General features: G+C 40.0%; 12 protein-coding genes. 7 read left to right on the top strand and 5 right to left on the bottom strand.

The genetic code is table 11. The annotated features are described in order from the left end of the window. Positions 1-98: 98 nt before the first annotated feature. Together ftsH and rsfS are read right to left on the bottom strand one after the other, a co-directional pair. Positions 99-2,201: an ATP-dependent zinc metalloprotease FtsH gene (gene ftsH / locus PZB74_RS01600; RefSeq protein WP_302240216.1), complete on the bottom strand. Its 2,103-nt coding sequence runs from the start codon at positions 2,199-2,201 to the stop codon at positions 99-101. 53 nt (positions 2,202-2,254) lie between these two features. Further along, positions 2,255-2,629: a ribosome silencing factor gene (gene rsfS, locus PZB74_RS01595; RefSeq protein ID WP_302240212.1), complete on the bottom strand. Its 375-nt coding sequence runs from the start codon at positions 2,627-2,629 to the stop codon at positions 2,255-2,257. Between the two features lie 58 nt (positions 2,630-2,687). Here rsfS and PZB74_RS01590 point away from each other — a divergent pair, with 58 nt between their 5' ends. Together PZB74_RS01590 and ahcY are read left to right on the top strand one after the other, a co-directional pair. Then, positions 2,688-3,443, top strand: a complete 756-nt coding sequence (locus tag PZB74_RS01590; RefSeq protein ID WP_302240211.1) for a biotin--[acetyl-CoA-carboxylase] ligase — start codon at positions 2,688-2,690, stop codon at positions 3,441-3,443. A gap of 99 nt (positions 3,444-3,542) precedes the next feature. Continuing rightward, positions 3,543-4,853, top strand: coding sequence for an adenosylhomocysteinase (gene ahcY / locus PZB74_RS01585; RefSeq protein WP_302240210.1), 1,311 nt, complete (start codon positions 3,543-3,545; stop codon positions 4,851-4,853). Between the two features lie 57 nt (positions 4,854-4,910). On the opposite strand, the gene PZB74_RS01580 is transcribed toward ahcY, so the two are convergent. After that, a complete protein-coding gene (locus tag PZB74_RS01580) occupies positions 4,911-5,738 on the bottom strand; it encodes a glycosyltransferase family 2 protein (protein WP_302240209.1) in 828 nt (275 codons plus the stop codon). Positions 5,739-5,900: 162 nt separating this feature from the next. Here PZB74_RS01580 and PZB74_RS01575 point away from each other — a divergent pair, with 162 nt between their 5' ends. Then, a complete protein-coding gene (locus tag PZB74_RS01575; protein WP_302240208.1) occupies positions 5,901-7,001 on the top strand; it encodes a hypothetical protein in 1,101 nt (366 codons plus the stop codon). On the opposite strand, the gene PZB74_RS01570 is transcribed toward PZB74_RS01575, so the two are convergent. Beyond that, positions 6,998-8,083, bottom strand: a complete 1,086-nt coding sequence (locus tag PZB74_RS01570) for a glycosyltransferase family 4 protein (RefSeq protein ID WP_302240207.1) — start codon at positions 8,081-8,083, stop codon at positions 6,998-7,000. The two genes, PZB74_RS01575 and PZB74_RS01570, sit on opposite strands and share 4 nt — an antisense overlap. A gap of 318 nt (positions 8,084-8,401) precedes the next feature. On the opposite strand from PZB74_RS01570, the gene PZB74_RS01565 reads away from it, so the two are divergent. After that, on the top strand, positions 8,402-9,499 hold the full coding sequence (locus tag PZB74_RS01565) for a glycosyltransferase family 4 protein (protein WP_302240206.1): 1,098 nt from the start codon (positions 8,402-8,404) through the stop codon (positions 9,497-9,499). A 17-nt stretch (positions 9,500-9,516) separates the two neighbouring features. Here PZB74_RS01565 and PZB74_RS01560 read toward each other — a convergent pair whose 3' ends face one another. Beyond that, positions 9,517-11,253, bottom strand: a complete 1,737-nt coding sequence (locus tag PZB74_RS01560; protein ID WP_302240204.1) for a PorP/SprF family type IX secretion system membrane protein — start codon at positions 11,251-11,253, stop codon at positions 9,517-9,519. Between the two features lie 197 nt (positions 11,254-11,450). On the opposite strand from PZB74_RS01560, the gene PZB74_RS01555 reads away from it, so the two are divergent. The 3 genes from PZB74_RS01555 to holA are packed head-to-tail and all read left to right on the top strand — an operon-like array spanning position 11,451 to position 14,060. After that, positions 11,451-12,704, top strand: a complete 1,254-nt coding sequence (locus tag PZB74_RS01555) for a DUF819 family protein (protein WP_302242867.1) — start codon at positions 11,451-11,453, stop codon at positions 12,702-12,704. Between the two features lie 24 nt (positions 12,705-12,728). Continuing rightward, positions 12,729-12,986 (top strand): (2Fe-2S) ferredoxin domain-containing protein, encoded by a 258-nt coding sequence (locus PZB74_RS01550; RefSeq protein ID WP_302240203.1) that lies wholly within the window; start codon positions 12,729-12,731, stop codon positions 12,984-12,986. 42 nt (positions 12,987-13,028) lie between these two features. Then, a complete protein-coding gene (gene holA / locus PZB74_RS01545; protein WP_302240202.1) occupies positions 13,029-14,060 on the top strand; it encodes a DNA polymerase III subunit delta in 1,032 nt (343 codons plus the stop codon). The last annotated feature ends 50 nt before the right edge of the window (positions 14,061-14,110 follow it).

Genomic DNA, 14,110 nt, shown 5'->3' with positions numbered 1-14,110 from the left:
TGCGCTACTTGAAATTTTGTAAGCTGTGGTTCAAAAATTTGGCCATAAAAAAAGAGCTGCGTAAACAGCTCTTTTATTTTTATTAGAACTTCTGAAGATTAAGAGTTCTTATTTTCTTCTATGGAAGATTCTTCTTTTGTATCCTGATCTGAGGAACCGCTACCATTTTCACTGCTGTTGCTTGTGTCGGTGCTTTTTGTGGCTTCAGCCTGATCTACTTTTTTCTCTTCCTTATTCTCTTCTTCATCCTTTTCGGTATAAGCCTGGTAAGTAGTAGGCTTACTGAAAGGGCGTTTGCCAATGAGACGGTCAAGGTCAGACTGGAAAAGAATTTCTTTGTCCAACAATTCTTTAGCCAGCACTTCTAATTGCTCTCTTTTTTCTAGCAGAAGTTGCTTAGTTCGCTCATAAGCGCTTGCAATGATTTTTCTTACCTCTTCGTCAATTGTTTGGGCGGTAGCTTCTGAGTAAGGTTTACTAAAATTATAGTCACTCTGCTGAGAGTCATGGAAAGATACGTTACCTACCTTGTCATTCATACCATAAATAGTGACCATGCTGTAAGCCATTTTAGTGATACGCTCCAGGTCATTCTGTGCTCCGGTAGAAACTTTTCCAAAAATTACTTCCTCAGCAGCTCTACCACCTAGTGCCATACACATTTGATCCAGCATTTGCTCTGTTGTGTATAAAAACTGCTCTTTAGGTAAATATTGAGCATAACCCAAAGCGGCTACTCCGCGAGGAACAATACTTACTTTTACCAAAGGGTCAGCATGCTCAAGGAACCAGCCAGCGATAGCATGGCCGGCCTCATGGTATGCTACTATGTTTTTCTCTTCAGGAGAGATGATCTTATTTTTCTTCTCCAGACCGCCAATCACACGGTCTATCGCGTCATGGAAGTCTTGCACTTCCACCATCTTTTTATTGCGACGGGCTGCGATTAATGCTGCTTCGTTACAGATGTTAGCGATTTCAGCTCCCGCAAAGCCAGGCGTCTGTGCTGCCAGTTTCTTAGGATTAATATCTTTAGAAACCTTAATAGGCTTCAGGTGTACCTTAAATATTGCCTCACGGCCAACAATGTCAGGCTTATCAATAGCAATCTGACGATCAAAACGACCTGGGCGTAGTAGGGCAGAGTCTAGTACATCCGGACGGTTTGTAGCTGCCAGAATGATTACTCCTGAGTCGGTAGAAAAACCATCCATCTCTGCCAGTAATGAGTTAAGGGTATTTTCACGCTCATCATTGGAGCCAGGCATGGCGCCCTTACCACGAGCACGACCTACGGCATCAATCTCATCAATAAAGATGATACAAGGAGCCTTCTCTTTTGCCTGTTTGAAAAGGTCACGAACACGAGCTGCTCCAACCCCTACAAACATTTCTACGAAGTCAGAACCTGATAGTGAGAAGAAAGGCACGCCTGCTTCGCCTGCTACTGCTTTAGCAAGCAGCGTTTTACCTGTACCGGGGGTACCTACCAGTAGCGCTCCTTTAGGTATTTTACCTCCGAGATTAGTGTATTTAGAAGGGTTCTTCAGAAACTCAACTATTTCTCTAATCTCTTCTTTGGCTTCGTCCAGTCCGGCTACGTTATCGAAAGTAACGTTAACACGGTTTTCTGCGTCAAAAAGCGCAGCTTTAGATTTGCCAATATTGAATATTTGTCCGCCAGGGCCACCTCCGCCAGCCATGCGGCGCATCAGGAACCAGAAACCAAAAAGTATCAGAAACAGAAAGCCCCAGTTTAGTAAAAAGCTGGTAATATCTGAGCGCTCTTCTACTCTATAATCTATCTTATCGGATGCGGGAATTTCTTCCTGAGCCTCTTCAAAGTTTTTGTCGAAGATTTCAGGATTGGGAATTTTTAATTTATAGTGAGGGCCGTTGGAAACAGAAAAAGGGTTTTGCTCTTCTACTTCGTTACGGTATTCATTATCATTTAACGCTTCTTCGGTAAGGGTAACCTCTACCAGATTTTGATTTCTTACCAATACAACATCTTCTACATCACCCTCTTGCAGCATTTTATCAAACTGCCTTTGAGTAATTTCTATTGCTGAAGAATTTTTATTCAGATAGGTGATGGCGAAGATCAGCAGCACCAGCGAGAGGATGATCCATATTTGGTAATTGGGCCTCTGCGGCGGCTTGTTGATTGGTTTTTTTTTCCTTTTGGTGCTATTTGCCATTTATTTCCTCTTCTAATCCAGGTTTAACAAAACTAACTCTAGAACGATATTAATTATACAAAGTTTTTGTGTTGCGGCTCAGATTCTACTTCAGTGATTATAGCATCACCCCAAAGTTCTTCCAGGGCATAGAAATCACGACGGTCTTTTCTGAATACATGGGCCACTACATTTACGTAGTCGAGCAAGACCCACTCTTTATTTTCTTTACCTTCTCTATGCCAGGGATTTTCTTTATTATTTTTATGAACTTCCTTTTCTACCGCTTCTGAGATCGCATCAATGTGGGTGTCAGAGTTACCGGAGCAGATTACAAAATAGTCGGCAATCGCATTTTTTACCTTGCGCAAATCCATCAACACGATATCTTCGCCCTTCTTTTCCTGCATGCCGTGCATTACAACTTTACTAAGTTCTTCTGAATTCATGAAATATTTATACCTTGTTTTTTCAATACTTGAAGTCAATTTACAATATTACTAAAACTTGCCCATAAATTCTTTTCTTACGCAATTCATAGGCCGTCAGTTCTTACATCTAGCTGTTTGTGACTCTACCAACGCAGTAGTGATGCAAAAGTTAGCTGCTGACGAACTGCAAAACGGTGCCATTGTACTTGCAGATTTCCAGACTGCAGGTCGTGGGCAAAGAGATGCCCGCTGGGATGCTGCTGCCGGTCTTAACCTCACTTTTACAATAGCACTCTTTCCTAAACTGAAAGTACAGCAGCAATTTTATCTAAATATCATTACTACTTTAGCCTTATCAGATTGCCTTCGTACACAGCTGGGCGAGCCTTTCAAAATTAAGTGGCCCAACGATCTTTACTATAATAATCACAAACTTAGTGGTATTCTGATTCAGAACAACCTGAAAGTCAATATGATTCACTCTTGTGCTATTGGCATAGGTATAAATGTAAACCAGATGCACTTTGAGAAACTTCAGGCTACATCTTTAAAAGCAATAACTAAAAGTACCTGGGACAAGCAAGCTTTGTTAAAAGATATTGCCATAAAATTTGAAGAAAGGTATTATCAACTTCAGGCGGGAGAGCTATTGACACTAAAAGAAGAGTATTTATCCCAACTGTATTGGTTAGACGAATGGCACAGCTTTGAGGATGGGCGGGGAGTCTTTCGGGGAAAAATTTATGGACTAAGCGATGAGGGTGAATTATTGGTTAAAAGAGAGCGAGAATTAAAGAAATATTACTTCAAAGAAATTAGTTATTTGCAGTAAAAAATATGCTTTTTTTATAACGCTGTTAGCAGATTTGATGTTGAGTGAATATGTCTTAATTTCGTATCAATATTTTTAAGCACTTAATACAAAATTCTAATGGTTGAAGAAAAAGTTCGCTACAAAGTAAAAGATATTTCGCTGGCCGACTGGGGTAGAAAAGAGATCAGACTGGCTGAAGCTGAAATGCCTGGCCTTATGGCTTTGCGTGAAGAGTATGGCCCGCAGAAACCTTTGAAAGGTGCCAGAATTGCCGGCTGTCTGCACATGACTATTCAGACCGCAGTGCTTATAGAAACGCTGGTAGAATTAGGAGCGGATGTAACCTGGTCTTCTTGTAACATTTTTTCTACTCAGGATCATGCTGCTGCGGCTATAGCGGCTGCCGGAGTACCTGTGTTTGCCTGGAAAGGGATGACAGAAGAGGAGTTTAACTGGTGTATTGAGCAAACACTCTTCTTTGATGAAGAAAAGAAAACACATCTGAACATGATCCTTGATGATGGGGGAGATCTTACCAATATGGTTCTGGACAATTACCCTGAACTCGCTAAGGATGTAAAAGGGCTTTCTGAAGAGACTACCACTGGTGTGCATCGTCTGTATGAGCGTATGAGAAAAGGTACTCTTCCATTACCCGCTATTAATGTAAACGATTCTGTAACTAAGTCTAAATTTGATAACAAGTACGGCTGCCGTGAGTCTTTGGTAGACGCTATCCGCAGAGCCACTGATGTTATGCTAGCTGGTAAAGTAGCAGTAGTTGGTGGATACGGCGATGTTGGTAAGGGTTCTGCCAGCTCTTTAAGAGGTGCTGGGGTACGTGTAATCGTTACAGAAATTGATCCTATCTGTGCTTTACAGGCAGCTATGGATGGATACGAAGTGAAGAAAATGGACAATGCTGTAGAAGAAGCAGACATTGTTGTAACAGCTACTGGTAATAAAGATATTCTGGTAGATCGTCACTTCAAAAAAATGAAAGATAAGGCCATCGTATGTAATATCGGCCACTTTGATAATGAAATTGATGTAGCCTGGTTAAACAAAAATGCCGCTAGTAAAACTGAGATTAAACCTCAAGTGGATCTTTACAAAATGGATAACGGCAATGAGATTATTCTTTTGGCAGAAGGTCGTCTTGTAAACCTTGGCTGTGCTACAGGTCACCCTTCATTTGTGATGTCTAACTCATTTACTAACCAAGTGTTAGCACAGATAGAACTTTGGAAGTATTCAGACAAGTACGAAAATGCTGTGTATACGCTTCCTAAACACCTGGATGAAAAAGTAGCGGCACTTCACCTTGCTAAAATTGGTGTAGAGCTGGATACACTTAGCCAGGATCAGGCAGAGTATATTGGTGTAGAGGTAGAAGGCCCCTTCAAGCCTGAGTATTATAGATACTAATTTTAGTTTAAAGCTTAGAAAAAGCACTGTTTCTAGTTTAGACAGTGCTTTTTCTTTTTAGCCTTCGTGGCTATTTTTTACCAGACCGTAATCTGTCCAGACTTTCTTCTCTTTCTTGGTCACATCTCTTATTCCCCTGTTCTTATTAATAGAGGTATTGGTACGATAGGGGCGAGGATGGTCCAGATGTACACAAATAGCACTGTAGCGTATCTGCTTGGACTTAATGCCGGCATTATACATTCTTTCTCCCAACTCTCTATCCTGGCCTCCGTATTGCATGCGTTCGTCAAAACCGTTTACCCTTTCTATATCTTTTTTCCAGCCTGAACTGTTGTGGCCGTTCCATGGAGACTTGGCAGGCGTAATCCAGTTCATAAAGTTTGCAAAGTTGCCTTTAGCAGTAAGCTTTAAAGTTTTGTAGGTTTTGGGCAAGCCCTGGGCATATAGCCATTCTTTAGAAAAAGCAAGTCCTTTTTTAATTTCATCTTTACCAATAGCATCACTTACTTCTGATGTAAGCTTAAAATAACCACCCGAAAGAAAATAGCCTTCCTGAGCTCTATCTACATGAGTGGCCACAAAATCTTGTCGTGGAATGCAGTCTCCATCTGAAAACAAAAGATAATCCGCATCTGTAGCCTGAATAGCTTTGTTCATGATACGTGATTTCTGAAAGCCTTCGTCTGCTTGCCATACATGAATGAGGCGATCTTCTCCAAATTTGGTTTGGTATTCTTCTATAACAGCCTTGGTCTCTTCACCGGAACCATCATCGGCAATAACTAACTGAAAGTTCTGATAAGTCTGAAGCAAATACCCATAAAGTACTTTATCCAGCCACTCAGGTTGGTTGTAGGTGGTAATTATTACTGCTACGTGCATACTTTTGTATCTAAATTTGGGGCAAATTACGACATTCCCGGGCTGAAGCACAACATATTAACACACTTAGCCCGGCAACAGAGTCTATCTGTAAATGTTTATCTCAGCGATAAGATTTGAGTAAGAGTATGGCATGGTGCAAAATTGCTATATTTTTGAAGCATGAAGTTAAAGCAAATTGAAAAACAGCTAAAACGCTATTTAAGCTATATTAACCCTTCTGCAAGAAGAGCTTATAAAGAACTGTTAAGCAAAAGAAAGCTTGATTTTAGGCCTGAAAAAACTAATGGTGTTTTAGTTTTCCGCCCTTACGGAGAGTACTGGCATGGTGATATGGGACGTTACGTATATCTGTTTGTGAAAGCTTTTGCTAATGCAGACTATCAAATAGTTTTTTACCCGGAGTATGGTTTTTTGGCTCGTTTGGACAAGTATAAGAAGCTACTTCTCAATTATAATTTTAAAATTTCTGATCATTTTCAGATTCCTAAAGATTCCGTATACTTTCCTGAGTACGATCAAGTGTTTCTCATTAAAGAGGCTGCACCTAAAGCTTCGCTGAGCTTTTCTACCACTTTACAGCCCATACCTTATATGATGCATCCCAAAATTTATGAGAGCGGCATTGATAAGCGTTTAGCTGAGCTGAGGAAAAATGAGAGAAGTGGGAGGGTACTATTTGCAGGAAATTTAAATCCAAAGTCATATAGTGGAGGAAACGTACAAAAGTTATATCAAAAAGAAGCTCGCTTCTCTTTGGTTGATTATGTAAGAGATAAACTTCCTCAGGATAGGCTTAGAAAAATAAACTTAGTAAGTGAGCTAGATGAACAGGAGCAGCGCAGTAAATTTACTTTGGTAGACACGGGAAAGATAAGTATCCCCTTTGAAAACTGGTTAAGTACACTGAGTGCTTTTGATTTTTTTCTGGCTGCACCAGGAACAGATATGCCCATGTGCCATAATGCGGTAGAAGCTATGGCAGTAGGTTGTATACCCATATTAGAATATAGTGAGTACTTTCACCCTGCTTTAAAAGATGGAATAAACTGTATTAGCTTTAAAAGTAAAGAAGATTTGCTTCTAAAGCTGGAAGGCGTATTTAGTATGCCCCTCTCACTAATAGAAAATATGAGGAAAGAGGTAATCACTTATTATGAAACTTATTTGAGTCCGCAGCTATGGGCGAGCAACTTAGTAAGAACCAAGGAAAATAATACCAAACTTGTTTTTAACTCCTGGAAGGTGCCAGAGTACCACTAATTTGATAGCAACCTTTCAAACATAGCTTCGTGCTTAACGACAGTATTATGAATTGAAAAGGTATTTAGTGCAGTATTTTGTCCAAAACTACCTAGTTGAACACCAAGCTGAGGAGAATTTATAAGTTTCTGCAGAATCTCGGCCAATTGTCTAGTGTTCTTGTGCTGAAATAAAAACCCATTTTTCCCTTCTTCAATGAGTTCGTTGTTGCCTCCCAAATCAGTTGCCACTACTGGCACTTTCAAAGCCATGGCTTCAAGCAAAGATTGAGATAAGCCTTCAATGGTAGAAGGTAGAACTTTAACATTAAAAAGAGGGTAGTAATTTAGCACCTCAGAATTAGAAACTGCTCCGGCAAAGTGTATGCTATGTGGCAGACGATAGTTCTCTATTATGTTTTTATACTTTTCCTGTGGTTCTATACCTACAAAAATAACTTTGACGGGCTTATCCAGTAAATGAAGAGCTTCAAGCAGTTGGTCCTGTTCTTTTAAACGTGCTACGCAACCAATCACAAATTCTCCTTCTTTTATATCAAACTGTTGTTTAAGTAGGTTTACTTTTTCGGGAGCTACAGCTTCATATTTTTCAGCAGGTGTACCATTGTAGATTACTTCTATGTGTTCAGGACTTATTCCAATCTTTACCAGTGACTGCTTTACTCCTTTACTTACAGCTATCACTCTATCTGTCCCTTTTTCGTAGAACCAACTCTGACCTAGTATCCCCATGCTAAGAGCCAATTGGCGGCGTGTATGAACTAATTTGACTGGTAAGCGATACCACCATTTTGCTAGAATAGTAGTGTACCGATCTTTACTGGATTGCCCATCAATCAAATCAATATTGTATTCTGTAACAATATTTGCAATCTGCTTGATGTTTTTTCTATCCAGTTTATGGCGAATATTCATAGGAATATGCGATACTGACGAACCCTTTAGCATTTTCTGCATTAGAGAGTTATCCGGGCAGGCTAAATAAACTTTATGTCCTCTTTCGCTAAGCCCTTTAGCCAGATAAGTAGTAGAGTATGTAGAGCCAGCCATGCCAGCCTTTTGAGAAGTAATTAGAATATTCATAAGCATAGAGATAGGAGAGTGGAGAATTTAAGTATCACAATTTCACTCCTATGTCCTCTTTCCTTTTTTGTGTAGGTACCTGTTTGAAGTAAACTTCAGCTCTGAAGTTAACGGTACCCATATAAGTAGTTTTCTTATCAACGGGCTAAGTTTCTATCAGTTTCGTTTTATATGATTCAAAACGAATTTTTATAATGCCCTGATAACCACACTCTTATAATAGAGTGTTTGTACCTTTAAGTATTTTCATTAATTCATATTATATTGCTCATTAATGTGTGATAATGTCTTTAAATACTTAATATTTGTGATTAGTTAATGAGAATACTACTTACTACTTATCAGGGAGGGCTGGCAGGCTCCACCCACTCTATTGCGTTTTTAGCAGAAGGATTGGCGAATAGAGGACATCAGGTATATTTGGCTGGTAAAAAAGATACGCGTCTCTTTGAAAAGTTAAAAAATACTGCAGTGCATCTGGTACCCATGAGGTTTAAGTCTAAGCTAGACATGCAAACAGTAAAAGCGATTAAAGAACTCGTAGAGGCTGAGAAAATTGAGGTGATTAACGCTCAATCAAGTAAAGATAGGTACCTGGCCATTTTTGCAAAATGGAAATATAAACTCGACGTTAAGCTTGTGCATACCAGAAGACAGAGGCCAGAGAGCATTGGAGGGTGGTTGCAAAATAGCTTTTACATTAAAGGGACGGATAAAATAGTAGTGGTAAGTGACGAATTAAAAAATATCTTTATTCAAAAAGGTTTTCCAGCAGAACATTTACATGTAATTTATAATGGAACCCCTGCTGAACAATACCAGAACATAGACGAGCAAAGAGTACAGGAGCTCAGGAATGAGCTAGCTTTGAGTTCTAATGATACTGTGATTGGTTGTGTCGCACGTATGAAAGAGCAGGATCAGTTAGTTAAAGCTCTACCGCATTTAGATGAAAACATTAAGGTTGTTTTTGCTGGTATTCCTGAAGGAAGTTTAGATCATTACATTAAGCGTTACAAAGTAAAACAGAAAGTTATTTATGCAGGTAAACTTTCACATAGAGATACGCTACACCTTTATAAACTTTTAAATGTAAACGTACTTCCTTCAACTATGGATGGGTTTGGTTTAGTGCTGGTAGAAGCCATGGCTATGGGGACTCCGGTGGTTGCAACACGTTCTGGAGGTATCGTTGATGTAGTAGACGATGGAATCAACGGACTTTTGTTTGAAAACAATAATATCCCAGATCTTTCTAAAAAAATAAAAACAGTATTGTTTGATGATGAGGTAAGACAAAGCTTTATTAAAAATGGCAAAGTAACTGCATTTGAGAAGTTCTCTTTAGATAAGACTATAGACAACTACGAGAAGTTTTTTTATGAGCTATTAGAAAGTCCTACATTAAAGAACTAGTAGCTTAGCAAACCTTCTTATTCAACCGTTAATATCCATGACTTTTGGAATGTGGCATTTTGCTTTAGCCTGTCAAGCTCCTGTAAAGCCTTATCTTTAGTTCCACCCTGAAATACATGCACATAGAAATACTGCTTTTCTGTATGGTATCCTATTTCTGGGAAAAATCCCTGCTGGCTTAACTGATCAACAAGCTTTTGGGCATTGGCTTCTGTAGAAAAAGTGCCTGCGATGATATAGAAACCACCTTTTAAAGCCAGTGGATGCGCTTCTTTTTCTTCAGCGGATGTCTTATTATTAGCAGGACTGTCCCAAGAGATTTCTTTAGTTTCAGAGGACTTGTTTTGCGGTATGTCCTCGGTCCTTTTGGGCTGCTGTTCATTTAGCTGTTTAGCTTGCTGCTGTTGAGACGCGGAAGAAGGACTTGCGTCTCCATCTTCACCCAACTGTATAACTCCCGACTCATTTTCAAAAGAATCAAAATTAAGGTCAGAATAGTCTCTTGAAGTTTGCTGCTGCTTCGTTACAGGTATAGCATTTTTAGTAGCTTGAGTATCCTCTGTACTGCTCTTTGTTGAAGGTGCGTTTGTAAGCACCATTTCGCTGGTATTCTGGCTTTGCGAGCTATCATTATTTGGCTGTTCTTGCTCAGTAGTACCCTTATTTTCTGTCGGCTCTACTAAAATAACACTCGGAGCAGGGTTTACCTTTTTTCTGTCAGGTACGCTTTTCTCTCTCTTCTTTTTGCGTTCAGATTTTTTTCTGCTTTTCTCGTGCTTTTCAAGCAGCGCTTCATCGGGTATGTCGTCAATAGTGTTTTGTGTAGAGAGTCTGGGCTTTCTTTTCAGTACTTCTTTTTTCTTACCTATAATAATACCTAACTGCGCTTCGTGAGTACCCATGCCATACGCGGATACTTCACTACCTCCGGTACTGTAGGCATAGCTAAACTTCAGGTTCTTTACTCTGAAGCCAGCTGTACCACTAATGCCGCTTTGCTGCTGATATCCACCACCAGCCCAAAAAGACTCTTTGAAATACAATATGCCCAGAGCTTCCAGTTGACTCTGCTCCACCTGTGAGTAGTGGTATAGCACTGTAGGTTCAAAAGCTACACTACCTTCTTCATTAAAATTAAAACGGTAATGAGTACTAAATATCATCCGGCTAAACTGATCAAAGGCAATATCTCCAAATCCTTCAACCAATACTGGTGGAGGAGTAAAAAGATGAGGCAATGCTACACTCAGGTTAAATCCACGATTGTGGTAACGAAAGCCGAATCGGCCATCCAGGTATGACCGATTAGATAAGGCAGCCTGCAAAACCTGATCATCGCCAATGTCCATACTAGACAGGTCATAGCTGTGCATTCCCAGACCAAAAGAAAAAGCAGTTTTAATATAGTGCTCATACTCAGATGAGAGCGGCAGCATATAGGCAAGTGAGGCCTTCACAGCATTATGCTTAAGTGCGCCTAAGCGATCATCTACGACATCTGCTCCAAAGAATAGAGGGTTGGCGTTGCCCATCGGCGTATGAAAACTGAGCTGAGTACTCATAGGAGCTCCTTCTACTCCAAACCATTGCTGGCGGTGAGTCAGATAAAATACAGAATGTTTGTCGTAACCTGCGTAAGCGGGATTATAAAGGTAGGGGTTATTATAATAATGGGTAAAGAAAGGCATGCGCTGAGCCTCTGCGGAACAGATACTAAAAATTAGTAGAAATAATATAATTGCAGTTTTTCTCATTGTGGCTTCCTCTCTGCGTACTTTATCAAAAGCAAAGCTAAAAAAGAATATCAAGCTAAAATTTTGACTTCTACGCTGAACTTACGAATGAATTATTCTGCCCCGAATTGAAGAAAAACAAAATCAATTTAAATTTTTCGTTACTCTAGCCGAAAAGCTTAGTTTTGAAGAATCATAAGTGATTAAATATGGAACAGATAGCAGAAGAAAGCCCTCTTTTTAGCAACGATGCAGTAGTTTTAGGTATTCTTTTTATCATATTGGCAGTGGTTTTTCGTACTTCCTCCAGCCAAAACCCTTTCTGGCAAAAATTTTATACTTACGTTCCTTCTGTATTACTCTGTTATTTTATACCAGCAGTACTTAATTCTTTTAATATTATTTCAGGAGAAGAGTCAAGTCTATACTTTGTTTCATCCCGTTATTTGCTTCCGGCGAGTTTAGTGCTCTTTACTATAGGCATTGACATTAAGGCTATTTCTCAACTAGGCTTTAAGGCTGTCATCATGTTTTTTGCGGGTACCATTGGTATTATTATCGGAGGGCCCATTGCTATAATGATCGTATCCACCTTCTCTCCCGAAACAGTAGGAGGCGCCGGACCCGATGCGGTTTGGCGTGGATTAACCACAATTGCCGGTAGCTGGATAGGAGGGGGGGCTAACCAAACCGCTATGCTGGAAGTATTTGGTGCCAGTACCGACCTGTTCTCTGCAGTATTAGCGGTAGACATTATTGTAGCTAACTTGTGGCTTGCAGTACTTTTATATGGGAGTGGACGATCAGAAAAAATTGACGAGTTTTTCAAAGCGGACTCTTCTGCCATTAAAAGTGTGAAGAAACAGGTAGAGGAGTATGTAGCAGGTATTGCCAGAATCCCTAAAACCCAGGATACCATGACTATACTGGCAATAGCCTTTGGCATAACTGGCTTTGCTCATTTTGCCTCTGACCTTATTGCTCCCTTCCTGGAAGCCAACTATCCAGGGCTAAATAAATTTAGCCTTACCTCAGGCTTCTTCTGGATTGTGGTTATTGCTACTACTGCTGGCTTAATCTTATCATTTACGAAGGTGCGGAAATTAGAAGGGGTAGGCTCTTCTCGCTTTGCTACTGTATTTTTGTATGTGTTGATTGCCAGCATAGGTATGCAAATGGATATAACTACAGTAGTAAGCAACCCCGGTCTGTTTATGGTAGGGGGGATTTGGATTATGATACACATTATAGTCCTGCTGTTAGTTGCCAAGCTGATCAAAGCGCCTTTCTTTTTTGTAGCAGTGGGCAGCCAGGCCAACGTGGGAGGTGCCGCTTCTGCACCTGTTGTAGCCTCTGCATTTAGTCCATCTCTGGCACCGGTAGGGGTGCTATTGGCGGTCTTGGGTTACTTTGTAGGAACTTACGGCGCATGGCTTTGTGGGATCTTAATGCAATTAGTTGCGGTCTCCTGATGTTATGGTGGGAAAATATTGAAAATGAGCAGAGAAAAAGACTTAAATCAGCAGTTTATATTTGTCTGTAACGGCAAAGACTGCAAAAAAAATGGTTGTAAAGACATTCAGAAAGCGATAAAAAGTGAACTTAAAAAAACGAAGCAGCAGAAAGCTGTAAAGTTGATTGGTACTAAATGCACAGGTAAATGTAAAAAAGCTCCGGTGCTTATTGCTAAAGAAGAGTGGATGACAGAAATGAATGTGCCCCGTGCTCTGGAATTATTACATTCTATTATTTAAGCATTTACTAAGGTTACAGAGAACTAAACAGAAGATTTTACGATGCCCCAGTCGCCTGAAGTTGTACTCAAATCTTTAAAAGAAAAAAGATATGCGCCCCTGTATTTTTTGCAGGGAGATGAACCATACTACATAGACCTGATCGCTGATTATGTTGAGGAAAATGTACTGAACGAATCAGAGCGAGGCTTTAATCAGATGGTGATGTATGGTAAGGATGTGGATGTTAGTGCTGTGCTCAATAATGCCAAGCGCTTTCCTATGATGTCCGAGCGTCAGGTTGTTATCGTACGTGAAGCTCAGGAAATTCAGGACTTTAACAATAAAAGTGGGCAGCAGCTGATGGAGGCCTACGTTAAAAATCCAATGCCTTCTACCATATTGGTGTTTTGCTACAAGTATAAAAGCCTGGATGGTCGTAAGCCCTTAACCAAGTTGCTAGACAAGCTGGCAATTTTGGTAGAAGCTAAAAAAATGTACGATAACCAGCTACCTGACTGGATTGCCAATTATGTAAGGCAAAAGGGGTATGATATAGAAGACAAGGCTGTACAAATGTTGGCCGATTATATTGGTAATAACCTGAAACGCTTAACCAATGAGATAGAAAAGGTACTGATTAACTTTAGTAAAGGGGATGAAGATGGAGTAATTAGTCCGGCAGTAATACAGAAGTATATCGGCATTAGCAAAGAATACAATGTGTTTGAGTTGCAGAAGGCGCTGGCAGTACATGATGTGCTTAAAGCCAATCGCATCATACATTATTTTGAAGCTAACCAAAAGGCTAACCCTATCATCCCGATTATAGCGCTACTTTTTACTTTTTTTAGTAAGTTGCTTCTGGTGCATCAGTCAGCAGACAAGTCAGAGCGTGCACTGGCAGGGGTACTTAAAGTAAACCCTTTTTTCGCTAAAGAGTATAAAATTGCAGCTGTTAACTACCCCCTGCCTAAAGTAATTGCCAACATTCACCATTTGCGAATGGCTGATCAGTATGCGAAAGGAATTGACAATATTAATGGCTCAGATGCTCAAATTTTAAAAGAGCTAGTCTTTAGGTTAATGCATTAGCTAGTAGCTAAAGAAATTTTTAGACCATAAGGTCGTTTTAAAAACAAATT

The organism is Porifericola rhodea, from assembly GCF_030506305.1.
Classification (GTDB): Bacteria; Bacteroidota; Bacteroidia; order Cytophagales; family Cyclobacteriaceae; genus Catalinimonas; species Catalinimonas rhodea.
The sequence above is the reverse complement of the archived record's forward strand: the minus strand, read 5'-3'. Positions and strand labels throughout refer to the sequence as shown.